Origin of the sequence: Marinoscillum pacificum, assembly GCF_024714495.1 — a bacterium.
Taxonomy (GTDB): Bacteria; Bacteroidota; Bacteroidia; order Cytophagales; family Cyclobacteriaceae; genus Marinoscillum; species Marinoscillum pacificum.
Genome location: NZ_JAMZMJ010000014.1, coordinates 122,098 through 145,193, shown reverse-complemented (window position 1 = coordinate 145,193; position 23,096 = coordinate 122,098). Strand labels below are relative to the sequence as shown.

General features: G+C 39.3%; 23 protein-coding genes and 4 tRNA genes. 7 read left to right on the top strand and 20 right to left on the bottom strand.

Annotated elements, in window-relative coordinates; genetic code table 11:
• The 13 genes from rpoC to NXS00_RS22910 form a co-directional block, all read right to left on the bottom strand.
• The coding region (gene rpoC, locus NXS00_RS22970) for a DNA-directed RNA polymerase subunit beta' (protein ID WP_258101628.1) at positions 1-2,378 on the bottom strand (2,378 nt) is incomplete at its 3' end.
• Between the two features lie 53 nt (positions 2,379-2,431).
• Complete coding sequence (gene rpoB, locus NXS00_RS22965; protein ID WP_373418679.1) at positions 2,432-6,313, bottom strand: DNA-directed RNA polymerase subunit beta; 3,882 nt, start codon at positions 6,311-6,313, stop codon at positions 2,432-2,434.
• A gap of 115 nt (positions 6,314-6,428) precedes the next feature.
• The gene (rplL, locus tag NXS00_RS22960) at positions 6,429-6,809 is read right to left on the bottom strand and encodes a 50S ribosomal protein L7/L12 (RefSeq protein WP_258101626.1); all 381 of its coding nucleotides are present in this window, start codon (positions 6,807-6,809) and stop codon (positions 6,429-6,431) included.
• A 31-nt stretch (positions 6,810-6,840) separates the two neighbouring features.
• Entirely contained in the window at positions 6,841-7,368 is a 528-nt protein-coding gene (rplJ, locus tag NXS00_RS22955) for a 50S ribosomal protein L10 (protein WP_258101625.1), read from the bottom strand.
• Positions 7,369-7,374: 6 nt separating this feature from the next.
• Positions 7,375-8,073: a 50S ribosomal protein L1 gene (rplA, locus tag NXS00_RS22950; protein WP_258101624.1), complete on the bottom strand. Its 699-nt coding sequence runs from the start codon at positions 8,071-8,073 to the stop codon at positions 7,375-7,377.
• A gap of 10 nt (positions 8,074-8,083) precedes the next feature.
• Positions 8,084-8,527 (bottom strand): 50S ribosomal protein L11, encoded by a 444-nt coding sequence (gene rplK / locus NXS00_RS22945; RefSeq protein ID WP_258101623.1) that lies wholly within the window; start codon positions 8,525-8,527, stop codon positions 8,084-8,086.
• Between the two features lie 4 nt (positions 8,528-8,531).
• A complete protein-coding gene (gene nusG / locus NXS00_RS22940; RefSeq protein WP_258101622.1) occupies positions 8,532-9,089 on the bottom strand; it encodes a transcription termination/antitermination protein NusG in 558 nt (185 codons plus the stop codon).
• A 2-nt stretch (positions 9,090-9,091) separates the two neighbouring features.
• Complete coding sequence (secE, locus tag NXS00_RS22935; protein ID WP_258101621.1) at positions 9,092-9,283, bottom strand: preprotein translocase subunit SecE; 192 nt, start codon at positions 9,281-9,283, stop codon at positions 9,092-9,094.
• A 17-nt stretch (positions 9,284-9,300) separates the two neighbouring features.
• Positions 9,301-9,373 (bottom strand) — tRNA-Trp (locus NXS00_RS22930).
• A gap of 102 nt (positions 9,374-9,475) precedes the next feature.
• On the bottom strand, positions 9,476-10,663 hold the full coding sequence (tuf, locus tag NXS00_RS22925) for an elongation factor Tu (protein WP_258101620.1): 1,188 nt from the start codon (positions 10,661-10,663) through the stop codon (positions 9,476-9,478).
• Between the two features lie 110 nt (positions 10,664-10,773).
• Positions 10,774-10,845: transfer RNA gene (locus NXS00_RS22920), tRNA-Thr, on the bottom strand.
• A 36-nt stretch (positions 10,846-10,881) separates the two neighbouring features.
• A tRNA-Gly gene (locus NXS00_RS22915) sits at positions 10,882-10,954 on the bottom strand.
• 12 nt (positions 10,955-10,966) lie between these two features.
• A tRNA-Tyr gene (locus NXS00_RS22910) sits at positions 10,967-11,049 on the bottom strand.
• Positions 11,050-11,276: 227 nt separating this feature from the next.
• Here NXS00_RS22910 and NXS00_RS22905 point away from each other — a divergent pair.
• From NXS00_RS22905 to frr, 3 genes are all read left to right on the top strand, one after another.
• Entirely contained in the window at positions 11,277-11,771 is a 495-nt protein-coding gene (locus NXS00_RS22905) for an acyl-CoA carboxylase biotin carboxyl carrier protein subunit (RefSeq protein ID WP_258101619.1), read from the top strand.
• 75 nt (positions 11,772-11,846) lie between these two features.
• Positions 11,847-12,551 (top strand): UMP kinase, encoded by a 705-nt coding sequence (gene pyrH, locus NXS00_RS22900; RefSeq protein WP_258101618.1) that lies wholly within the window; start codon positions 11,847-11,849, stop codon positions 12,549-12,551.
• Positions 12,552-12,571: 20 nt separating this feature from the next.
• On the top strand, positions 12,572-13,132 hold the full coding sequence (gene frr, locus NXS00_RS22895; RefSeq protein WP_258101617.1) for a ribosome recycling factor: 561 nt from the start codon (positions 12,572-12,574) through the stop codon (positions 13,130-13,132).
• Here frr and nadD read toward each other — a convergent pair.
• From nadD to NXS00_RS22875, 4 genes are read right to left on the bottom strand one after another with little or no spacing between them, the layout of a single operon-like run.
• A complete protein-coding gene (nadD, locus tag NXS00_RS22890; RefSeq protein ID WP_258101616.1) occupies positions 13,129-13,701 on the bottom strand; it encodes a nicotinate (nicotinamide) nucleotide adenylyltransferase in 573 nt (190 codons plus the stop codon). The two genes, frr and nadD, sit on opposite strands and share 4 nt — an antisense overlap.
• Entirely contained in the window at positions 13,698-14,264 is a 567-nt protein-coding gene (gmk, locus tag NXS00_RS22885; protein ID WP_258101615.1) for a guanylate kinase, read from the bottom strand. The genes nadD and gmk overlap by 4 nt, the downstream gene beginning before the upstream one ends.
• A 4-nt stretch (positions 14,265-14,268) precedes the next feature.
• Positions 14,269-14,535, bottom strand: a complete 267-nt coding sequence (locus tag NXS00_RS22880; protein ID WP_258101614.1) for an anti-sigma factor — start codon at positions 14,533-14,535, stop codon at positions 14,269-14,271.
• A gap of 37 nt (positions 14,536-14,572) precedes the next feature.
• Complete coding sequence (locus NXS00_RS22875) at positions 14,573-15,157, bottom strand: sigma-70 family RNA polymerase sigma factor (RefSeq protein WP_258101613.1); 585 nt, start codon at positions 15,155-15,157, stop codon at positions 14,573-14,575.
• A 225-nt stretch (positions 15,158-15,382) separates the two neighbouring features.
• Here NXS00_RS22875 and NXS00_RS22870 point away from each other — a divergent pair, with 225 nt between their 5' ends.
• Both NXS00_RS22870 and NXS00_RS22865 read left to right on the top strand, forming a co-directional pair.
• The gene (locus tag NXS00_RS22870; protein ID WP_258101612.1) at positions 15,383-16,141 is read left to right on the top strand and encodes a glycosyltransferase family 2 protein; all 759 of its coding nucleotides are present in this window, start codon (positions 15,383-15,385) and stop codon (positions 16,139-16,141) included.
• Positions 16,138-17,217: a glycosyltransferase family 4 protein gene (locus NXS00_RS22865; protein ID WP_258101611.1), complete on the top strand. Its 1,080-nt coding sequence runs from the start codon at positions 16,138-16,140 to the stop codon at positions 17,215-17,217. Before NXS00_RS22870 ends, NXS00_RS22865 begins: the two co-directional genes overlap by 4 nt.
• Here the strand turns inward: NXS00_RS22865 and NXS00_RS22860 are convergent.
• From NXS00_RS22860 to NXS00_RS22850, 3 genes are read right to left on the bottom strand one after another with little or no spacing between them, the layout of a single operon-like run.
• Complete coding sequence (locus NXS00_RS22860) at positions 17,206-18,276, bottom strand: glycosyltransferase family 4 protein (RefSeq protein ID WP_258101610.1); 1,071 nt, start codon at positions 18,274-18,276, stop codon at positions 17,206-17,208. The genes NXS00_RS22865 and NXS00_RS22860 overlap by 12 nt on opposite strands.
• A 60-nt stretch (positions 18,277-18,336) precedes the next feature.
• The gene (gene ahcY / locus NXS00_RS22855) at positions 18,337-19,644 is read right to left on the bottom strand and encodes an adenosylhomocysteinase (RefSeq protein WP_258101609.1); all 1,308 of its coding nucleotides are present in this window, start codon (positions 19,642-19,644) and stop codon (positions 18,337-18,339) included.
• 52 nt (positions 19,645-19,696) lie between these two features.
• Positions 19,697-20,455 carry a biotin--[acetyl-CoA-carboxylase] ligase gene (locus NXS00_RS22850; protein ID WP_258101608.1) on the bottom strand — a complete coding sequence of 253 codons (759 nt, stop codon included), beginning with the start codon at positions 20,453-20,455 and terminating at the stop codon, positions 19,697-19,699.
• Between the two features lie 47 nt (positions 20,456-20,502).
• Between NXS00_RS22850 and rsfS the strand changes: the two genes are divergently transcribed.
• Both rsfS and ftsH read left to right on the top strand, forming a co-directional pair.
• Positions 20,503-20,883: a ribosome silencing factor gene (rsfS, locus tag NXS00_RS22845; RefSeq protein ID WP_258101607.1), complete on the top strand. Its 381-nt coding sequence runs from the start codon at positions 20,503-20,505 to the stop codon at positions 20,881-20,883.
• A gap of 48 nt (positions 20,884-20,931) precedes the next feature.
• On the top strand, positions 20,932-23,055 hold the full coding sequence (ftsH, locus tag NXS00_RS22840; RefSeq protein WP_258101606.1) for an ATP-dependent zinc metalloprotease FtsH: 2,124 nt from the start codon (positions 20,932-20,934) through the stop codon (positions 23,053-23,055).
• Positions 23,056-23,096 lie beyond the last annotated feature (41 nt).

Sequence of the window (23,096 nt, the reverse complement as noted above, 5' to 3'; positions counted from 1 at the left end):
GCAAGACCCTTACGTGCACCGTGTGTAGAGATAAAGTACTCAATTACATCAAGTCCTTCTTTAAAGTTTGAAAGTATTGGGTTTTCAATGATTTCACCAACAGAACCTTGAAGGTTTTTCTGTGGTTTTGCCATCAGACCTCTCATTCCACCAAGCTGACGAATCTGCTCTCTTGAACCCCTTGCTCCAGAGTGCATCATCATGTAGATAGAGTTGAATCCTTGGTTGTCTTCTTCCAACTGTTTCATCAACGTGTTGGTCAACAATGTATTCGTTCTTGTCCAGATATCAATTACCTGGTTGTAACGCTCATTGTCAGTGATAAGCCCCATCAAGTAGTTGTTCCAAACTGCATCTACTTCTTCTTTAGCTTGTGCTACAAGACCTTCTTTCTCCTCTGGAATCTGAATGTTATCAAGACCCATTGAAAGACCGCCTTTGTAAGCCATTTGGAAACCAAGCTCCTTAATATCATCCAGGAAGTGAGCAGTTCTAGCCATTCCCGTGATTTTGAACACGTGCGAAATGATCTGCTGAAGCTTTTTCTTCGTCAACAACTCATCTACGTATCCAACTTCTTCAGGAACATGCTGGTTGAACAATACTCTTCCCGCAACAGTCTCAACGATCTTCGTTTCAAGAGTTCCGTCTTCGTTACGTACTTTAGTTCTTACTTTAATGTGTGCGTGATTAGAGATCTTCTCTTCATTCAAAGCAATAATTACCTCTTCCGCACTATAGAAAGTCAAGCCTTCACCAGGAACTGGTACTTCTTCAGTACTCTTTCTTCCTTTAGAAATATAGTATAAACCAAGTACCATATCCTGAGATGGTACAGCAATCGGTGCACCGTTCGCAGGGTTCAAGATGTTGTGTGATGAAAGCATTAATAAAGATGCCTCCAAAATAGCTTCATGACCCAGTGGTACGTGTACCGCCATCTGGTCACCATCGAAATCGGCGTTGAATGCCGTACATACCAATGGGTGAAGCTGAATCGCCTTACCTTCAATAAGTTTCGGCTGGAATGCCTGAATACCTAATCGGTGAAGTGTAGGAGCTCGGTTAAGTAGTACAGGGTGTCCTTTCAATACATTCTCAAGAATATCCCAAACTACCGGATCCTTACGATCAACAATCTTTTTCGCTGATTTTACAGTTTTTACAATACCTCTTTCAATCAGCTTTCTAATGATAAATGGCTTGAATAGCTCTGCAGCCATATCCTTAGGAAGACCACATTCGTGCATCTTCAACTCAGGACCTACTACGATCACCGAACGACCTGAGTAGTCAACCCTTTTACCCAATAGGTTTTGACGGAATCGACCTTGCTTACCTTTAAGCATATCACTCAAAGATTTCAAAGCTCTGTTTCCATCAGATCTTACAGCGTTCACTTTTCTTGAGTTATCAAATAATGAATCAACTGCCTCTTGAAGCATACGTTTCTCATTTCTAAGAATTACTTCAGGAGCTTTAATATCAATCAATCTCTTAAGACGGTTGTTTCTGATAATAACACGTCTATATAGATCATTCAAATCAGATGTAGCGAATCGACCTCCATCCAAAGGAACTAATGGTCTAAGTTCTGGTGGAATAACCGGAACCATTTTGATAACCATCCACTCTGGCTTGTTCTCGATTCTTGTTTTAGCATCTCTAAATGCCTCAACTACTCTCAATCTCTTAAGAGCTTCTGCCTTTCTTTGCTGAGATGTGTCAGTTGCAGCCTGGTGTCTCAACTGGTAAGACAACTCGTCCAATTGAATTCTAGAAAGCAACATTTCAAGAGCCTCAGCACCCATCTTAGCGATGAATTTCTGTGGATCATCATCATCAAGCATTTGGTTTTCTCTAGGAAGCTTATCAAGTATATCTAAATACTCCTCTTCTGTCAAGAAATCCATTTCGTTGATACCATCTTCTTCTTTGATACCAGACTGGATAACTACATATCTTTCATAGTAGATGATCTGATCTAGTTTCTTAGTAGGAAGACCAAGAAGGTATCCAATTTTGTTAGGTAATGAACGGAAATACCAGATGTGAGCAACTGGAACAACCAATTCAATGTGACCCATACGTTCTCTTCTAACCTTTTTCTCGGTTACTTCAACACCGCATCGATCACAGATAATTCCTTTGTATCGGATTCTCTTATATTTTCCACAATGACATTCCCAGTCTTTCACCGGACCAAAGATCCTCTCACAGAACAATCCACCCATTTCAGGCTTATAAGTTCTGTAGTTGATAGTTTCAGGCTGAGTAACTTCCCCATGCGAGCTCTCTAAGATGGATTCCGGAGAAGCCAAGCTTATCGTCACTTTAGAGAAGTCGTTAGTCAGTTTTTTGTTTTTTCTGAATGCCATAATTAAATGATCTATGTATTAGTCCCCCTCTCGAGGGACTTATTATTCAATTATTAGTCTAAGGTAATTTCAAGTGCCAATCCACGAAGTTCGTGAACAAGAACGTTGAACGACTCAGGAATGTTCGGCTTCTGCATGTTCTCGCCCTTCACAATAGCTTCATAAGCCTTTGCTCTACCTATTACGTCATCCGACTTAATAGTTAAGATTTCTTGAAGAACGTTAGCAGCACCAAATGCCTCAAGTGCCCAAACCTCCATCTCACCGAAACGCTGACCACCAAACTGAGCTTTACCTCCAAGTGGCTGTTGAGTAATCAATGAGTAAGGTCCGATACTTCTTGCGTGCATCTTATCATCTACCAAGTGACCAAGTTTCAGCATATATGCCACACCTACAGTTACTGGTTGATCAAAGCGCTTACCTGTAAGACCGTCGTATAGATAAGATCTTCCGAATGATGGAAGACCAGCTTCTTTCAATTCTGCTTGTACTTCATCCTCTGATGCACCATCAAAGATTGGAGTAGCGTATTTCTTACCTAATTTCAAACCAGCCCAAGCTAGTACAGTCTCATAAATCTGACCGATGTTCATACGAGAAGGTACACCTAGCGGGTTCAATACGATATCAACCGGAGTTCCATCTGCCATGAATGGCATATCCTCTTGTCTTACGATTCGAGCTACAACCCCTTTGTTACCGTGACGACCTGCCATCTTATCACCTACTTTTAGTTTACGTTTCTTAGCAACATAAACTTTAGCAAGCTGAACAATACCTGCAGGAAGTTCATCACCAACTTCTAGTGTGAATCTTTCTCTCTTGAAGATACCAGAAACCTCATTACGCTTGTTGATGTAGTTCTTCACCATTTGGAAGATTAAGCTATCAACGTGCTCATCTGTAGTCCAGTCTTCAATTATTAAGTCAGAAATCAAGTTTGCTTCCTCAGGAACATTGTAGTTACTTTCGTCTCGGTAAATGTTCTTAGCTGGGAATAAGTTAGCCTCGATATTCTTTCTAGAGAACTTAGTTCCTTTAGACATTACCTCATCACCAAACTTATGCTTAATGCCCTGGCATGTTTGTCCTTCAAGAAGCTCTGCTAACTTATCGATCATTTGATTTCTGATCGCTGTAAGATCCTGGCTGTATCTACTCTTAAGAAGTTCTACCTCTTTCTTAGTACGAGCTCTTAAATCTTTATCTTTCTTAGGTCTTGAGAACAATTTAGTGTCTATAACAACACCTCTCAATGATGGAGAAGCTTTCAATGATGCATCTTTCACATCACCTGCCTTGTCACCGAAGATTGCTCTAAGAAGTTTCTCTTCTGGAGTTGGATCAGTTTCACCTTTAGGAGTGATCTTACCAATTAGAATATCACCTTCCTTAATCTCAGCACCTACTCTGATGATACCATTTTCATCAAGGTTTTTAACAGCTTCCTCACTTACGTTTGGTATCTCAGAAGTTAATTCTTCTTCACCTCTCTTAGTATCTCTTACTTCTAACTCATACTCATCGATGTGGATAGAAGTGAAAATATCCTCTCTTACAACTTTCTCAGAAATTACAATCGCATCCTCAAAGTTGTAACCTTGCCATGGCATATATGCTACCAATAGGTTTCTACCAAGAGCAAGTTCACCTTTCTCTGTTGCGAAACCTTCACATAGTGGCTGACCTTTTTCTACTTTATCACCTTTCTTAACAATAGGCTTCAAGTTGATACAAGTGTCCTGGTTAGTTCTTCTGAACTTGGTCAATTCATATGTAACCGACTGACTGTTGAAAGAAATCAATAAGTCTTCTTTAGACTTCTCGTATTTCACAACAATTTTCTTAGCGTCTACATATTCAATTTCACCCGGACCAGCAGCCACAACAAGTGCTCTTGAATCGATAGCAACTCTCTTCTCAAGACCGGTACCTACGATAGGCGCCTGAGGTCTTAACAAAGGAACTGCCTGACGTTGCATGTTTGATCCCATCAACGCACGGTTCGCATCATCGTGCTCCAAGAAAGGAATCATTGATGCTGCCACCGATACGATTTGGTTAGGGGCAACGTCCATGTACTTCAACTCAGCTGGTTCAACAACTGGGAAGTCACCTTCAAAACGTGCTTTAACTCTATCGTTTAAGAAGTTTCCATCATCGTCTAACGGCGCATTAGCCTGAGCGATGTTGTAAGTATCTTCTTCTTCAGCAGTCAAATAATTTACATTACTTGACATGTTAACTTTACCTTCTTGAACATCACGATAAGGAGTCTCGATGAATCCCATCTGGTTCACTTTAGCGTGAACACATAATGATGAAATCAAACCAATGTTTGGACCCTCCGGAGTCTCAATAGTACAAAGTCTACCGTAGTGTGTATAGTGAACGTCACGAACCTCGAAACCTGCTCTTTCTCTTGAAAGACCACCTGGTCCCAATGCAGACATTCTTCTCTTGTGAGTAATCTCAGCCAATGGGTTCGTTTGATCCATGAACTGAGAAAGCTGGTTGGTACCAAAGAATGAATTGATAACAGAAGAAAGCGTTCTAGCGTTGATCAAATCAACTGGCTTGAAGTCCTCATTATCTCTTACATTCATTCTCTCACGAATAGTTCTTGCCATTCTAGCAAGACCTACACCAAACTGAGCATATAATTGCTCACCTACAGTTCTTACACGTCTGTTACTTAAGTGGTCAATATCATCGACAACAGCTTTACTGTTAATCAAACCAATCAAGTACTTAACGATAAGAATAATATCTTCAGTTGTTAGAGTTCTCTTGTCATATCCAAGCTCTAACCCTAACTTCTTGTTAATTCTATATCTACCAACTTCTCCTAGATCATATCTCTTGTCTGAGAAGAATAGGTTTTGGATGATATCACGAGCAGTTTGCTCATCTGGAGCGTCAGTGTTTCTTAATTGACGATAAATCTGCTCCACCGCTTCTTTCTCAGAGTTTGAATTATCTTTCTGAAGCGTGTTATAGATGATACTATAATCAGTGATATTAACATCCTTTCTGTGCAGGATGATAGACTTAGAACCAGAATCAAGAATTGTTTCAATATCATCTTCAGAAATGATGCTATCTCTTTCTAAGATAACTTCGTTTCTGTCAATAGAAACTACCTCTCCAGTATCCTCATCCACAAAGTCTTCTGTCCAGGTTCTTAGAACCCTTGCAGCAAGTCTTCTACCAACTACAGGCTTAAGATCTTTAGCTGTAGCTTCTACTTCTTCCGATAGACCAAACAAATCAAGGATTTGCTTATCTGATCCATATCCAATAGATCTTAGAAGGGTAGTGATAGGGAATTTCTTTTTACGGTCGATGTAAGCATACATTACGTTGTTTACATCCGTAGCAAACTCTATCCAAGATCCTTTGAATGGAATAATTCTTGCAGAATAAAGTAGCGTTCCGTTAGTGTGTTTACTTTGAGCAAAGAATACACCTGGTGATCTGTGAAGCTGCGAAACGATAACTCGCTCAGCACCATTTATCACAAATGAACCTTTTTCGGTCATATAAGGGATGTTCCCCAAGAACACCTCTTGCTCGATGGTCTCAAAGTCTTCGTTTTCTTCGTCATTACATAGGAGACGAAGTTTAGCTTTGAGGGGAACTGAATAAGTCAATCCGCGCTCAATGCTCTCATCAACAGAGTATTTTGGAGGATCAACTGTGTAATCAACAAATTCTAGTACAAAATTCTCTCTCGAGTCGGAAATCGGAAAATTTTCCATGAATACTTTGTACAGACCTTCTGAATTTCTTTTTTCAGATGGAGTATCCAATTGGAAAAAGTCCACAAATGACTTAAGCTGTACGTCCAGAAAATCAGGATAATCGATTACAGATTTGATGGATGAGAAGTTAATTCTCTCTGGTGTATTATTAGCCAAAGCTTTGTTTATTTTAGTTCAAAATAAGTATCAAGAACAATGTGTAGTAGATACAAACAGCAAAAGACCTGACCCTGACGTTTCTGTCAGGGGCCAGGCCCAATAGCTTAGTATGATGAATGAATTATTATTTTAATTCTACTTCAGCACCAGCTTCTTCAAGCTGCTTTTTAAGCGCTTCTGCTTCATCTTTAGCTACTCCTTCTTTCAAGTTGCTAGGAGCACCATCTACCATTTCTTTAGCTTCTTTCAAGCCAAGTCCTGTAAGTTCTTTAACAAGCTTAACTACAGCAAGCTTAGCTGATCCAGCTGACTTAAGAACAACGTCGAATGAAGACTTCTCTTCAGCAGCATCACCACCTTCAGCACCACCGCCAGCTACCATTACTGGAGCTGCTGCAGCTGCAGGCTCGATACCATACTCATCCTTAAGGATTGTAGCTAGTTCGTTTACCTCTTTTACTGAAAGGTTTACTAGTTGTTCAGCGAATTCTTTTAAATCTGCCATTTTTAATCGTCAATTAATTTTGTTAATAATCTTATTCTCTCTCTTGTAGTGTTTTTACTAGACCGGCTAATGTATCGCCTCCGCTCTTAAGAGCAGAAATAACGTTCTTAGCAGGTGACTGAAGTAATCCGATAACCTCACCGACTAGTTCTTGCTTAGACTTAAGCTTGCTCAGCGCGTCTAATTGATCCTCTCCGATGAATATATCTGTATCTATGGAAGCAGCCTTAAACTTAGGTCTTTGATTCTTGTCCGTCTTTTTGAAGTCCTTAATAACTTTCGCAGGAATATTTGCATTTTCCTCAACGAACATAATTCCAGAAAATCCTTTAAGAGCGTCATCTAGTGCAGAAAAATCTGCTTCTAGGTTCTCAAGAGCTTTCTTAATCAAAGTATTCTTAACCACTCTATATTCGATGCCTTTACTGAAGCACATCTCTCTGAACTTGTTGATCTCTCCTACAGATAGACCAGAAGTATCAGTAATATAGAAGTGTTGATGTTGCTGGAACTTTTCAGTTAAGCCAGCAATTACTTGTGCTTTTTCTTCTCTAGTCATAACGTCTTATATTCCAGCTATGCTACTTTTATCGATTGCAATCCCCTTACTCATTGTACTTGAGATAGTGATTGATTTAAAGTATGTTCCTTTTGCAGAAGCAGGTTTAAGCTTAGCAACTGTAAGGATCATCTCCACAGCGTTTTCCTTGATCTTATTAGGATCAAAAGAAACTTTACCGATGCTTGTATGAATGATACCAGTCTTATCTACTTTAAAGTCGATCTTACCAGCCTTCACATCTGTAACAGCTTGTGCAATATCCATTGTTACTGTACCAGACTTAGGGTTTGGCATCAAACCTCTCGGCCCTAATACTCTACCTAGTCTACCTACTTTTGCCATCACAGTTGGCATAGTGATAATCACATCGATATCAGTCCATCCACCTTCAATTTTGGTGATATAGTCATCAAGTCCTACGTGATCAGCGCCAGCTGCTTTTGCTTCTTCTTCTTTGTCTGGTGTACAAAGTACAAGTACTCGTACTTCTTTACCAATACCGTTTGGTAAAGCTACCACACCTCTAACCATCTGGTCCGCTTTTCTTGGGTCAACCCCTAAACGAATATCGATATCTACTGAAGCGTCAAACTTCGAAAAGGTAATTTTCTTCACCAATTCTGTTGCTTCCTCAATAGAATACTCTTTGTTCGCCTCTACCAGTTCGTTCGCTTTCTTTTGATTTTTTGTCAACTTTCCCATTGTACTGATATTAGTTAGCCCAAGGTGCTTTTCCAGAAATCTTTACGCCCATGCTTCTTGCAGTACCTGCAACCTGTCTCATCGCTGATTCAATTTTGAACGCGTTCAAGTCAGGCATTTTAGTTTCTGCAATAGCCTTCACTTGATCCCAGGTAATTGATCCCACTTTAGATCTGTTAGGTTCAGCAGAACCCTTTTTGATCTTAGCAGCTTCCATAATCAATACAGGAGCTGGAGGAGTTTTAATTACAAAGTCGAATGATTTATCAGAATAGATTGAAATCAATACTGGTAAAACCTGACCTTGTTTGTCCTGAGTTCTAGCGTTAAACTGCTTACAAAACTCCATGATGTTAAGACCCTTAGCACCAAGTGCAGGTCCAACAGGAGGAGACGGGTTTGCCGCACCACCTTTAACTTGGAGTTTTAAATAACCTGTAATCTCTTTTGCCATTAGATTATTCTTGTTTTTCTACCTGTATGTAATTCAACTCTACAGGAGTATTTCTTCCGAAAATTTTAACTGTAACGTTTAACTTTTTCCGATCCTCGAATACCTCCTCTACCGTACCAGTAAAACCAGAGAATGGACCATCCATTACTTTGATTGTTTCTCCTACGATAAATGGAGTATCCAATTGCTCTTCGTATTCCTCAGCTTCGTCAACTCTACCTAATATCCTGTTAACCTCATTTTGTCTAAGAGGAACTGGATCTTTGGAAGCACTGGTAGATCCTTCGCCAAGGAAACCAATCACATCTGGTGTGTTGGTTATTATGTGCTGAGTCTCGCCATTGCTCAAATCAGCTTGTATAAGAATGTAACCCGGGAAGAAGTTGCGCTCACGAACACGCTTCTTACCGTTTCTCATTTCATAAACCTTTTCAGACGGGATAAGCACCTGAGGCACAAGCTGATCGATACCATTTCTGGTAATCTCTTGTTCCAGGTAACTTTTCACCTTCTTTTCGCGGCCACTTATGGCACGCACTACATACCACTTGAATTCTGACATTCTTAAAATTCGTTATAAAACCATTTCATGGCATTTTCGAATCCAAGATCGAAAAGACCAATCATAAGTGCGAAAATTAAAGAAGCTACAAGTACTAGTATACTACTACTCTGTAGTTCAGAATATTTCGGCCATGTTACTTTGTGTAACAATTCGTCGTACGCTTCCTTAAAGAAAGAAATTACTTTATCCATCGTCTTTGTTCAAGTTGCACGGGAGGAGGGACTCGAACCCCCAACCAATGGTTTTGGAGACCACTACTCTGCCAATTGAGCTACACCCGTATAAAAACCAAGCAGCCCAAAAAGGACTGCAAAGTTAGATGAATGATTTATTATAAACAAATGCGACTAAAAATTTAATTTTAGCCGCATTTTTATTAAATCTTAGTCAAGAATCTCAGTTACCTGACCTGAACCTACAGTTCTACCACCTTCTCTGATCGCGAATCTAAGTCCTTTCTCAAGAGCAACTGGGTTGATCAATTTAACATCGATTGTTACGTTATCACCTGGCATTACCATTTCTACGTTTTCAGGTAGCATGATCTCACCAGTTACGTCTGTAGTTCTAAGGTAGAACTGTGGACGGTATTTGTTGAAGAATGGAGTGTGACGTCCACCTTCTTCTTTTGAAAGAACGTAAACTTCAGCTTTGAAGTGAGCGTGAGGAGTTACTGAACCAGGCTTACAGATAATCATACCTCTTCTGATTTCAGACTTCTCAATACCTCTCAATAGAAGACCTACGTTATCACCAGCTTCACCTCTGTCCAAGATCTTACGGAACATCTCAACACCAGTGATTGTAGACTTAAGACCTTCAGCACCCATACCGATGATATCAACAGGATCACCAGAGTTGATTACACCTCTTTCGATTCTACCTGTAGCAACAGTACCACGACCTGTGATAGAGAATACGTCCTCTACTGGCATCAAGAAATCTTTGTCGATTAGACGCTCTGGAAGTGGAATGTACTCATCAACAGCATCCATCAACTCTTCTACTTTAGCAACCCATGAAGGCTCACCATTCAATGCACCTAGAGCAGAACCCTGGATAACTGGAATGTCATCACCTGGGAAATCGTAATCAGAAAGAAGCTCTCTGATTTCCATTTCTACTAGCTCAAGAAGTTCAGGATCGTCAACCAAGTCAACTTTGTTCATGAATACTACTAGAGCAGGTACACCTACCTGACGAGACAAAAGGATGTGCTCTCTTGTTTGTGGCATTGGACCGTCAGTTGCAGCCACCACGATGATAGCACCGTCCATTTGAGCAGCACCAGTTACCATGTTTTTCACGTAATCGGCGTGACCTGGACAGTCAACGTGAGCGTAGTGTCTCTTTTCTGTTTGGTACTCAATGTGAGAGGTGTTGATAGTGATACCTCTTTCTTTTTCTTCTGGTGCGTTATCGATAGAAGAGAAGTCTTTTACCTCAGCAAATCCTTTTGCAGCAAGTACAGAAGAAATAGCAGCAGTTAACGTAGTCTTACCATGGTCAACGTGACCAATAGTACCGATATTAACGTGCGGTTTTGAACGATCAAAGGTTTCTTTAGCCATGTTTGATAATCCTCGGTTTAATTCCTAAAATAAATTATTGTATAAGTTGTATCTAAATAAATGCAAAAATTCTCCACCAATAAGGCGGATTTCCCCTTTGATAAATCTAGAGCCAATGACGGGATTTGAACCCGTGACCTCTTCCTTACCAAGGAAGCACTCTACCCCTGAGCTACATCGGCTTCTGGGAATCAAAGAGTTAAATTTGATATTTTTTGAGCGGGTGACGAGGCTCGAACCCGCGACCTACAGCTTGGAAGGCTGTCGCTCTACCAACTGAGCTACACCCGCTTATAAAAACAGTGGGGGGAGAAGGATTCGAACCTTCGAAGACATAAGTCAACGGATTTACAGTCCGTCCCAGTTGGCCGCTTTGGTATCCCCCCAACTAAATTTTTCAAACTATCAAAGTACTCTCCTCTTCAGGATGTCCCCCGAAAAAGGGAATGCAAAATTATACGCTTTTTTATTTTTATCAAACTTTTAGAAATAAATCTAAAAATGATTTTTTGTCCTCAGAAAATCAGGCCCTTTCAACATTGAATTAAACCGTGATTCGCACTTTGGAAGCGCGATTTTAATTATAATAGCGTCAATAAAAAAATACCCACCCATGAAATTACAGATAGAAATTGAGGAAGCTCAAGAATTTGAGTTGAAATCAAAAGATAACCTTCTATTAATCAATGGAAAAGAACAACATTACTCAATTAATAAAATTGAAAAAAATCATTTCCTTCTAGAAGTGGATCACAAGAACTACAACCTTTATGTAGTATCTCGAGATGAAAATTATTTAGAACTCTCTATTAACGGCTACTCTTTAAATGTGAATGTAAAAGATCATATCGCTCAAATTTTAGAACAACTTGGGATGGATCTGGATTTAACAGAGGAGATCAGTGAACTTGTAGCTCCAATGCCTGGTGCTATTATAGATGTGGCAGTGAAAGAAGGTGACGAGGTGAAAACTGGTGACACTCTCTTAATACTAGAGGCTATGAAGATGGAAAACATCATTAAATCACCTACTGATGGTACCATTCAAAAACTTCATGTTGAGAAAGGTAACAACGTAGAAAAAAATCAAGTATTGATATCTTTTTAGAATCATAGCCACAGGTATTAGATTCTTTATATTTTTGTGAAATTTTAACTGAAAAAGAAAAGTAAAACCCCTTTCATGAAATACAAGCGGATACTCCTTAAGCTAAGCGGTGAGGCTCTAATGGGCGAAAAGAACCACGGTATAGACTCTAACAGGTTGGAACAATACGCCCAGGAAATTAAAAAAGTCCATGATTTGGGACTTGAATTAGCAATCGTAATAGGCGGTGGCAATATTTTCAGAGGAGTAGATGGTGAAAAATCGGGAATTGATAGAGTACAGGGTGATTACATGGGCATGCTTGCTACTGTAATCAATGCTATGGCGCTACAAAGCTCGCTGGAAAAGCATGGAATGTATACCAGATTAATGTCTGGTCTAAAAATGGAACAGGTTTGTGAACCATTTATTAGAAGAAGAGCTATAAGACACTTAGAGAAAAACAGAATTGTAATTTTCGGTGCAGGTATTGGTAATCCATACTTTACAACAGATTCTACTGCTAGCTTGAGAGCCATTGAAACAGAAGCGGATGTAGTACTTAAAGGAACTAGAGTGGACGGAGTATATACAGCCGATCCAGAAAAAGATCCAACTGCCACTAAATACGATGAAGTCTCATTCCAGGAAGCATACGAAAAAGGACTTAATATCATGGATATGACTGCCTTTACACTATGTATGGAAAACAATCTTCCGATCATCGTATTTGATATGAATAAGCCGGGTAATCTCCTTAACATCGTAGAAGGAAAGAACGTTGGTACTTTAATTAGTTAATAAGACAACCTTATTGAATAATGGACGATATAGATTTTTATTTAGATCAGGCGCAGGAGATGATGGACAAAGCTGTCCAGCACACATTCGCTGAACTTACTAAAATTAGAGCTGGAAAAGCCATGCCAAGCATGCTAGACGGTGTAACAGTGGAGTACTATGGCGCAGCAACTCCGTTGAGTCAGGTAGCTTCTGTAACTACTCCGGATGCCAGAACAATCAGCATTAAGCCATGGGAAAAGAAAATGATCCCAGAGATTGAAAAAGCAATCATCAACTCTAATCTTGGCTTTAATCCTCAGAATGATGGTGAATTGATCAGAATTAATATACCACCATTGACAGAGGAAAGAAGACTTTCTTTAGTGAAACAAGCTAAAGGTGAGATTGAAAATGGCAAAATAAGTATCCGTAATGCTCGTAAAGAGATCATGGATGGTTTGAAAAAGCTATTGAAAGATGGAGCTCCTGAAGATGCCATCAAGGGCGCAGAGGATGAGGTTCAGAAAATAACTGATGCTCATACTGCTAAAGTAGATGAACTACTTGTGGCAAAGGAGAAAGACATCATGACTATCTAGTCAAGAAAGAATTTTTTAGCAATTATTTGCTGCTGAACCGATTCAGGCACCAGGTATTTGATAGATTTTCCACTTCGAATCATTTTTCGAATTAATGTGGCAGAGATATCGATTTTTGGTGCCTCTATCATTTCTACCCTAGGGTGATCTATTAATTCACTCTCTTTCGAATTAGGTCTGGGGTATACGATTAATCCAAAATCATCCAGTATGATCTGATGATTCTTCCATTTTGTAAAAGAAGCCAGGTTATCCTCCCCTATGATCAGTCTAAAATCATGATCGTACTTCTCCCGAAGAACTGCTAATGTGTCAATTGTATAACTAGGTCGATTCATATTAAACTCAATATCACTGACTTTAAAATGAAAATCTTCAGCAATAGCCTGCTGAACCAAATCCAGCCGATCAAACTCATGAAGTAAATTCTTATTCTGTTTGAATGGATTCTGAGGTGATACAATGAACCACACTTCGTCGATATCAGTATTCTGCTGAGCTATATTGGCAATGATCAAATGACCAATATGAATTGGGTTGAACGAACCGAAGAATAAACCTACTTTCATTTAATGAAATCTCTAACCAGGTTTTCAGCTTCATCCACAGCGTCCTCCAAAACTCGATTGACCAACTCATAGTCAAACTTAGGAGCATAAGCCATTTCCTCAACAGCCTTTCCTATTCTTTTCTCAAGTGACTCAGGAGTTTCCGTATTCCGATTAGTTAAACGCTCTCTTAGAACCTCTACACTTTCGGCATTGACAAAAATTGCCAATGCCCGATCACCTAATCTTTTTTTGAGATTGACACCTCCTACCACATCAATATCGAAAATGACATGAAATCCCTGATCCCAGATCTTTTCAACTTCTGATTTTAGAGTGCCATAAAAAGTACCTGCGTAAACTTCCTGCCACTCAAATAGCTCATCTTCTTCCAATTTTTGATCAAACTGATCTTTTGTAAGGAAGAAATAATCTTTTCCATGCTCCTCATAATCACGTTTGGATCGTGTGGTTGCTGAGATGGAAAATCTAAGCTCAGGAATTCTTTTAACTAGTTGTTGTACAATAGTGGTCTTGCCTGCTCCGGATGGAGCACAGAAAATAACAGCCTTGCCTTGAGACATTAATCTATGCTGATTGAAAAACTTTTAAACGAATAGTTGCAGCCAGATCAGCAGGCACTGGTCGGTTAGCTAGTTTGGTTTGTAAGAGTTCTTTGATCTGCTTTTCTACTTCGTATTGCTCGAAGCAGAACATGCAATTACCAATGTGTTCATGGAAATAACCTTCTTCGTCTGATGAGGCTTCATTAGCCAACATTAAATGAAGAATTTCTAAACATTTTTTAAACTCAGCACAACCGTTGCTTTCTTTCTTCTCAGATGTCTCTGACATGGTCGATAAAAATTAATCTACAAACTAAATAAAAAGTTTATTTATAGCCCATGGATTCAGCATAGGACTTTAGTTTTTCTTTCAGCAGATTTCTTGCTCTGTGCAATCTTGATCTTACTGTACCTATCGGAATGTCCAATATTTTGGCCATTTCTTCGTAGGTAAACCCTTCCAGATCACACAATATGATGACGGTACGGAAATCCACAGCTAAGGCATTGAGCGCATTGGTAACCTCATCGCCCATCATATCCTTTACTGTATCGATACGTAAATCAACCGTCTTGCTTTCATCAACATTTTCTGAGTTGTAGAAGTTCTCAACCTCCTGATAATCTACTTTACCCGGCTCCTTGCTCTTCTTGCGAAAATCATTAATGAAACTATTTTTTAGGATTCGGTACAACCAAGCCTTGGCGTTCGTTCCTTTTTCGAATGAATTAATAAACCTGTATGCCTTCATAAAAGTATCCTGCACCAGATCCTTTGCATCATCCTGATCAAAAGTGAGACGATAGGCAAAATTGTACATAGCATCTACGTGAGGAAGAAATTCGCCATCAAAAATGGTCTTTCTTTCCAAGTCACTGTACTCCCTTCTATGTGTTGCTTCGCTCGTCATTTTATGTTTACTAACCTCCTGCATGCTATAATAAAAGTAATATTGCCCGCTAATTGTTTGGACATTATTCATGTATGTACATGATATTACGTGAGTCCTCGGGAATAGTTTGTAATTATTCTAAATAGATTTCAACCTTGTAACAAAAGTGAGTTCCCGAAACATCATATACTTGTATACTTTAACGTACGAAGCACCAAAACCGGTTAGATTCAGCAGTGATAAATGAAAGTTTCAGGAGTCGTTATTACTTATAATGAAGCTCAACATATTGAGTCGTGTATCCGTGCACTTCAACGAGTGACAGATGAAATCATAGTGGTTGATAGCTTTTCCCGCGATAATACGCCTGAAATCTGTATGAATTTTGGAGTGAAATTTTTCTCACATTCTTACGAAGGTCAAGTCGAGCAAAAAAATTATGCTCTAGGAAAAACTCAACATGACTTAGTGTTAGCTGTTGATGGGGACGAGGTACTATCAGAAGAACTAATTGATTCCATTAATCAAGAAAAAGTTCTCGGTTTCCTCAGTGCTGGCTATGAACTAAATCGACTGACAAATTATGCCGGTCATTGGATTAAATATGGAGGCTGGTATCCGGATTGGAAATTACGTCTGTGGCATAAATCTAAAGGATCATGGCAAGGTCAAAACCCTCATGATCTAGTCATACTTAACGAAGGTCTGAAACCAAAAAAACTGAAAGGTGATATTCTTCATTATGCATTCGATTCTGTAAGTGAGCACCGAGCAAGAATAGAAAACTATGCTTCAATAGGAGCCAAATCAATGCATTCCTTAGGAAAGAAGTCAAATTGGTTTCTAGTGCTGTTCAGTCCAATGTGGAAATTTTTTCGTGATTACGTGATCAAAGGAGGTTTTCTTGATGGGAAATATGGGTTTATCATTGCACGCTTGTCGGCCAAATCGAAATACCTGAAGTATAAAAAACTACTCACTCTTCAACAGGAGAATAGATGAAAGTACTTCATGTCAATCTAGAAACTCACTGGGGAGGTGGAGAAAAACAACTGATCCAACTGATCGAGGGTGCTTCCACAGAGAGTCGTCTATTTTGTGTTCGTAATTCTAAGCTTCATCAATACTGTAAAGACAATCACTTAAATCACTATTGTGTTGCGTCATCTTCACCATATAACCTCCAATTAGTTTTCAAGTTTATCAGAGTTTGCAACCAATTCAAGCCTGACATCATCCACTTACATACTTCCAGGGCGCATACTCTTGGAGTAATAGTTCAATTGTTTTTGAAGATCCCTCCTCTTGTTGTGACCAGACGAATGAGTTCTCCATTAAAAACTAATTCCTTTTCGAGGTATAAATACAATCATCCATCTATCAAGAAAATTATCTGCGTTTCGGAAGCAGTACGGACAGCCGTTTCAAAGCTTGTCGATGAAAACAAGCTTACAACTATTTACGGAGGCGTAAACATCTCGCAAACAGAGGAAAAGATTGATAGAGATTTCTTAACAACAAGATACCCTCAACTCGTAGGCAAGCGAGTAATTGGTTTTGTTGGGAGTTTAACGGATGTAAAAGATCCTTCCCTATTTATTCAAGCTGCTGCAAAAATTAGTCAAACACTCCCTGACACTGAATTCCTCATGATTGGAGCAGGGAACTTGAAAGATGATCTGATGAGTCAAGTGCATCAACAGAATTTAGCAGAGGTGTTCCATTTCACTGGTTTCTTAAAGGAATCTGTTGCTGCAATAAGTAGTCTTGATCTGCTTATGATTACTTCTAGAAATGAAGGTATCCCCAATGTGATATTAGAAGCATTCGTAACTAGAACTCCTGTCGTGTCTGTTGATGTGGGTGGTATTCCTGAACTAATCCAGCATAATGACACTGGAAAATTCTCGTCAAGAGAATCGGCAGAACTAGCGAAACAAGCAATTGAATTACTTAAAGATTTCAACCTGTCCAAAAGACTTACTGAAAATGCTTATCATAAAGCACAAAAATTCAGTTATCAAATAGGAATAGACCAGACAATAATGTTGTACGAGGAAGTTCTATCAAAGAATTGATTGAAAGAAGCTTTCGTAATTATTTAGCATGGTTTCGATTGAGAATTTCTCTTTGGCAACTTTCTTACCTTCCTTTTTAAGTCGTTCCGACAGTTGCTTATTCTCGATTATTCGTTGAATTTGTTCTGCCAATTGTTTCGGATTACCATTTTCAAAAAGCAAACCGGTCTTCCCGTCTTCTATCACATCTGGAATGCCGCCGAAATTGGATCCGACAACTGGCACTTCCAGCAACATTGATTCTACCAAAACCAAACCAAACCCATCTAGGTAGGAAGGCAACACATTCACATCCATCAACTTTAAATGGTGCAAGGCCTCCTCATGATTTAGTAAACCAGTAAAAATTAATGGCTGCTTAAGATTAGAAACTAGCTTTTCATCTACTTCCTCCTCACCTATGCCAACAAACAGACCAAGGTACTCCTCAGGCAGGTATTTGAATGCCTCCAGTAACTGCTCCTGGCTTTTCTTTCTAGACAGGCAGCCAACCACCGTTGTTCCCGTGATAGCATATTGAGCTTTTAACACCTCTACTTTTTCTTGGTTGATAGCTGATTCCAAATCTGAAGGAACAGCATTGTGAATGACCTTCATATGATCTGAATGATACCCCTTGGATAAAAAAATCTCCTTAAGACCATTACTGATCATAATGATTTTATCTGTACCTCGAGTATGAAACCAACGCTTAATCCATGGCTCATTTCTAGGTCTCTGTCTTCTTGTGAAAACGATTTTCACATCCAAACCAAACAACCATTTAGAAAGAATTGTCAGGTTTCGGTCTTTACCACCTTGAGCATTGATAATTTGAATCTGATTATCTCTTACAATCTTCTTGATTTGCTGACAGGCTTTCCTATCAATATAAGAATCAATCTGCAGATCATGCAAAGTCAGATTTTGGATGTCTGACAATTTCTGCCATAATAAAGTACCTTTTCTTACCCCCACATGAATTTGATGTCCACGCTCTGCCAATCCTTTAGACAGATAGTAGATGGACATGGTAGATCCAGCCAACTCGCCTTGATGTGTAGTGAAAAGAATCTTCATAAGCATAAAAAAAGCTGTATCCCACAGGAATACAGCTTCAATTTATGTCTAATCAAACGATTAATATCTATAAGCTTCTGGTTTGAATGGACCTTGAACAGTCACACCGATATACTCAGCTTGATCTTCAGTCAAAGTATCTAGTTCAACACCAATTTTAGCTAAGTGCAATGCTGCTACTTTCTCATCCAAATGCTTAGGAAGCGTATAAACCGCATTCTCATAATTATCTGAGTTAGTCCACAATTCTATTTGAGCCAATGTTTGGTTCGTGAATGAGTTGGACATTACGAATGAAGGGTGACCAGTCGCACAACCAAGATTTACCAATCGACCTTCAGCCAACAAAATGATTTCGTTTCCATCTACGTTGTAAAGATCTACCTGAGGTTTGATCTCAACTTTCGTGTTTCCATAATTCTCGTTCAAGAATGCTACGTCAATCTCATTATCAAAGTGACCGATGTTACAAACAATCGTTTTGTCATTCATCAATTTGAAATGCTCACCTCTGATGATGTCTTTGTTACCAGTTGCTGTAACGATGATGTTCGCTCTAGAAACTGCGTCAGACATTTTCTTCACCTCAAAACCATCCATTGCAGCTTGTAGTGCACAAATCGGATCAATTTCTGTAACGATTACACGAACGCCAGCACCTCTCAAGGAAGCTGCAGAACCTTTTCCAACATCACCATAACCAGCAACTACAGCTACTTTACCAGCAAGCATTACGTCAGTTGCTCTTCTGATTGCATCTACCAAAGACTCTTTACATCCGTACTTGTTGTCAAATTTAGACTTAGTAACAGAATCATTAACGTTGATAGCAGGCATTGGAAGTGTACCTTTTTTCATTCTGTCATACAATCTGTGAACTCCAGTTGTAGTTTCTTCAGAAAGACCCTTGATCTCTGGTACCAACTCAGGATATCTATCCAAAACCATGTTAGTTAAATCACCACCATCATCAAGGATCATATTCAATGGTTTTCCACCTTCAAAAGCAAACAAAGTCTGCTCTATACACCAATCAAATTCTTCCTCATTCAGACCTTTCCACGCGAAAACTGGAACTCCAGCTTTTGCAATAGCTGCAGCTGCATGATCTTGAGTAGAAAATATATTACAAGATGACCAGGTAACTTCAGCACCTAATTCAACCAAAGTCTCGATTAAAACGGCAGTCTGAATAGTCATGTGCAGACAACCTGCGATTCGAGCTCCTTTTAAAATTTTACTAGGACCAAATTCCTCTCTTAGAGACATCAAACCAGGCATTTCTGCCTCCGCCAATTTGATTTCGTTTCTTCCAAATTCAGCTAAATTGATATCTTTTACTTTGTAGTTTACTTTTTCCTCGATCATGTCAGTTAATTTATAAGGACCGCAAAATTAGTGAATAAATATTGTTTAGTTATTAATGCAGGAATTGGATTTCCTTCACGTCGTAACGTTTGAGTACTTCTAAAGTTTTGACGAGTAATCTTCCAGTTTCATCAATACCGATAATCTCTCCTTCAAAAACACCATTATTGTCCCTGAACTCGTGTAACTCTCCTCGCCATCTCATTTTTAGATAATAAGCAGCCTTAATCTTGTCATATGCCTGAGATTTGAGGAAAAGATATTGTGCCTCGATGCCTGACACAATGGATTCTAGAAGTGATTCACGATCAGTTTTTGAACCGGTCTCTATTTGAACAGACGTAGCTGATGGTAGAGCAAAATGACTTTGATTTACATTGAGTCCAATGCCTATCACCGCATCATCTACCAAATGTCCTGACAAAACAGTCTCCACAAGAATCCCAGCAATCTTTCTATCATTGACATAGACATCATTAGGCCATTTTAGCTCTGTATTGAGATTGAATAACTGATCTAAAGTATGGCACACTGCCAGACCGGCTATCAGGTTAAGATAATGAGAATGACCAATTTGTAAATTCTTTGGTTTTAATAAAATGGAGAAAAGCAGGTTTTGACCAGGTTCACTCAACCACGCATTGCCACGCTGACCTTTTCCTTTAATTTGATTGTCGGTATACAATATAAACCCCTCCTGTTCGTCCTTAATCCTAATTCTTGAGAGCAACTCATCATTAGTACTGTGACATTCTGTCAGGAATTCAATCTTTTTCCCTAGAAATAAGGGTTTGGCAAAGTATTTATGCAAGTTATATTCGTATTTTTGAGATTAAAATTAGTTTAAACTATTAATGAATGCAGGCAAAGGCTAAAGAAGCAATAAGTTCTAACGAGTTAAGTGAGTTGATTGTGCAGGGAATGTTAGAAAAAAAGGCTTCAGACGTGGTGGTGATGGATTTGCGGGAGGTCAAAAATTCAATAGCAGATTATTTTGTACTTTGCTCTGGTAACTCCGATACCCAAATCGATGCGATTTCTGATTCTGTAGAAGAGGAAGTTCACAAGCATACCAAGCAAAATCCATGGAAACGTGAGGGAAAACAAAACAATGAATGGATAATCATAGATTATGTAGACGTTGTAGCACACGTATTCAACAAAGAAAAGCGATCTTTCTATGGCTTAGAAGAGCTGTGGGGTGACGCAAAAATCACTAATATTGATTCAGAGAACTAAAATCTCTGATGAGCGTTGTAGGAATAAACATTTGAGGATAAATATATAATGGCGGACAAACCGAGACAACAAAAACCACTCATGGGAGGGAAGCCAAACAGGCCTAATTATCAGCTACTAATTATTGTAGTATTGATTACGGTCGTGTTCGGTTTTTCATATTTCAGCAAAAATAGTTCTGCCAAGACCATTCCAATGAAGCGATTCGAGCAGATGGTGTTGGCAAATGATGTGAAGCGAGTGGTTCTGATCAAAAATCAGGATGTAGTTGAAGTAACTCTAAAACCTGAGGCGCTTCAAAACACGAAATATAAAATTGATTTAGAGGAGCAGTCTCCTTTTTCAAATAATGCAGGACCGCACTATCAATTCAAGGTAATTAGCCCTGAAGTTTTCGATAAGAAGTTTGAAGAACTGATGTCTGAGCTTCCAGAGGACCAACGAATTGGATATGAAGCAGAAGACAGACAGGATCTTACGAGTTTGTTCTTCAACTGGGGATTCATTTTCCTTTTAATATTCGGTTTCTGGTTCTTGATGAGAAGAATGACCGGTGGCGGTGGCCCTGGTGGACAAATCTTCAACATTGGCAAATCTAGAGCTGCACTTTTTGATGCTGAGAATAAAGTGAAGATCACTTTCAATGACGCGGCAGGTCTTGAAGAAGCGAAAGAAGAAATCAAGGAAATAGTAGATTTCCTTAAGAACCCTGGAAAATTCACCAATCTTGGTGGAAAGATTCCTAAGGGTGCTCTCCTTGTAGGCCCTCCAGGAACGGGTAAAACCTTATTAGCAAAAGCTGTAGCTGGGGAAGCTGGCGTACCGTTCTTCACTTTGTCAGGCTCTGACTTTGTTGAGATGTTCGTAGGAGTAGGTGCAGCTAGAGTTAGAGACTTGTTCAAACAAGCAAAAGAAAAAGCACCTTGTATTGTATTTATTGATGAGATCGATGCAATTGGTAGATCTAGAGGTAAAGGTCAAATGCCAGGATCTAACGATGAGCGTGAGAATACTTTGAACTCCCTATTGGTAGAGATGGATGGATTCTCAACTGACTCTGGAGTAATCATCCTCGCTGCTACTAACCGTCCAGATGTATTAGATTCAGCTTTGCTGAGACCAGGACGTTTTGACAGACAGATCAGTATAGACAAACCAGACATCATTGGTAGAGAGGCGATATTTAAAGTACACTTGAAGCCAATAAAACTTCAAGAAGACGTAGATCCAAAGAAACTTGCAGCTCAAACTCCAGGATTTGCTGGAGCTGAAATAGCGAACGTTTGTAACGAAGCAGCATTGATAGCAGCTCGTAGAAATAAGAAAGCGGTAGATATGCAAGATTTCCAGGATGCCGTAGATAGAGTCATCGGTGGTCTTGAGAAGAAAAACAAAATCATCTCTCCTGAGGAGAAAAAGATTGTGGCTTATCATGAAGCTGGTCACGCAGTAGCTGGTTGGTTCTTAGAGCATGCGGATCCTTTGGTGAAAGTAAGTATTGTACCAAGAGGTGTTGCTGCATTAGGATATGCGCAGTATTTACCAAAAGAGCAATTCCTATATCAAACAGAGCAGCTATTTGATGAGATGTGTATGGCTCTTGGTGGTCGTGCCGCTGAGGAGTTGATCTTCGGTAAAATCTCAACAGGTGCATTGAGTGATTTGGAAAGAATTACTAAAGTGGCTTACAGCATTGTAACTATCTATGGTATGAATGATAAGATTGGTAATGTGTCGTACTATGACAGCAAACAGTCTGAATACAACTTCCAAAAACCATACTCTGAAGCAACAGCAGAATTGATCGATAAAGAAGTGAAAAAGCTTATTGATGAAGCCTACGATCACACGAAGAACCTTCTGAAAGAGAGAAGCAATGAATTGGAGATTGTAGCTCAGAAACTTCTAGAAAAAGAGATCATTTTCCAGGCAGATCTTGAAGAGCTGATTGGAAAGCGACCTTTCGAGCATCAGACGGCTTACGAGCAGTTTACTCAAACGAAAAACATCAACGATGAACGTGATGAGCAAGAAGCTGCTGAAGCCAAGAAAAAAGCTGATAACATCGAGAAGATCAAAGCGAATATTCGCACTGAAGTAGAAAGCGAACAAGACAAACCAAAACCCTCTGAAGAATCTGTAGAAGAACCACTAGAGGAAGATAACAAGTAAGTCTAATAATAACATTGATTATATTGGGGAGCTGATTTTCG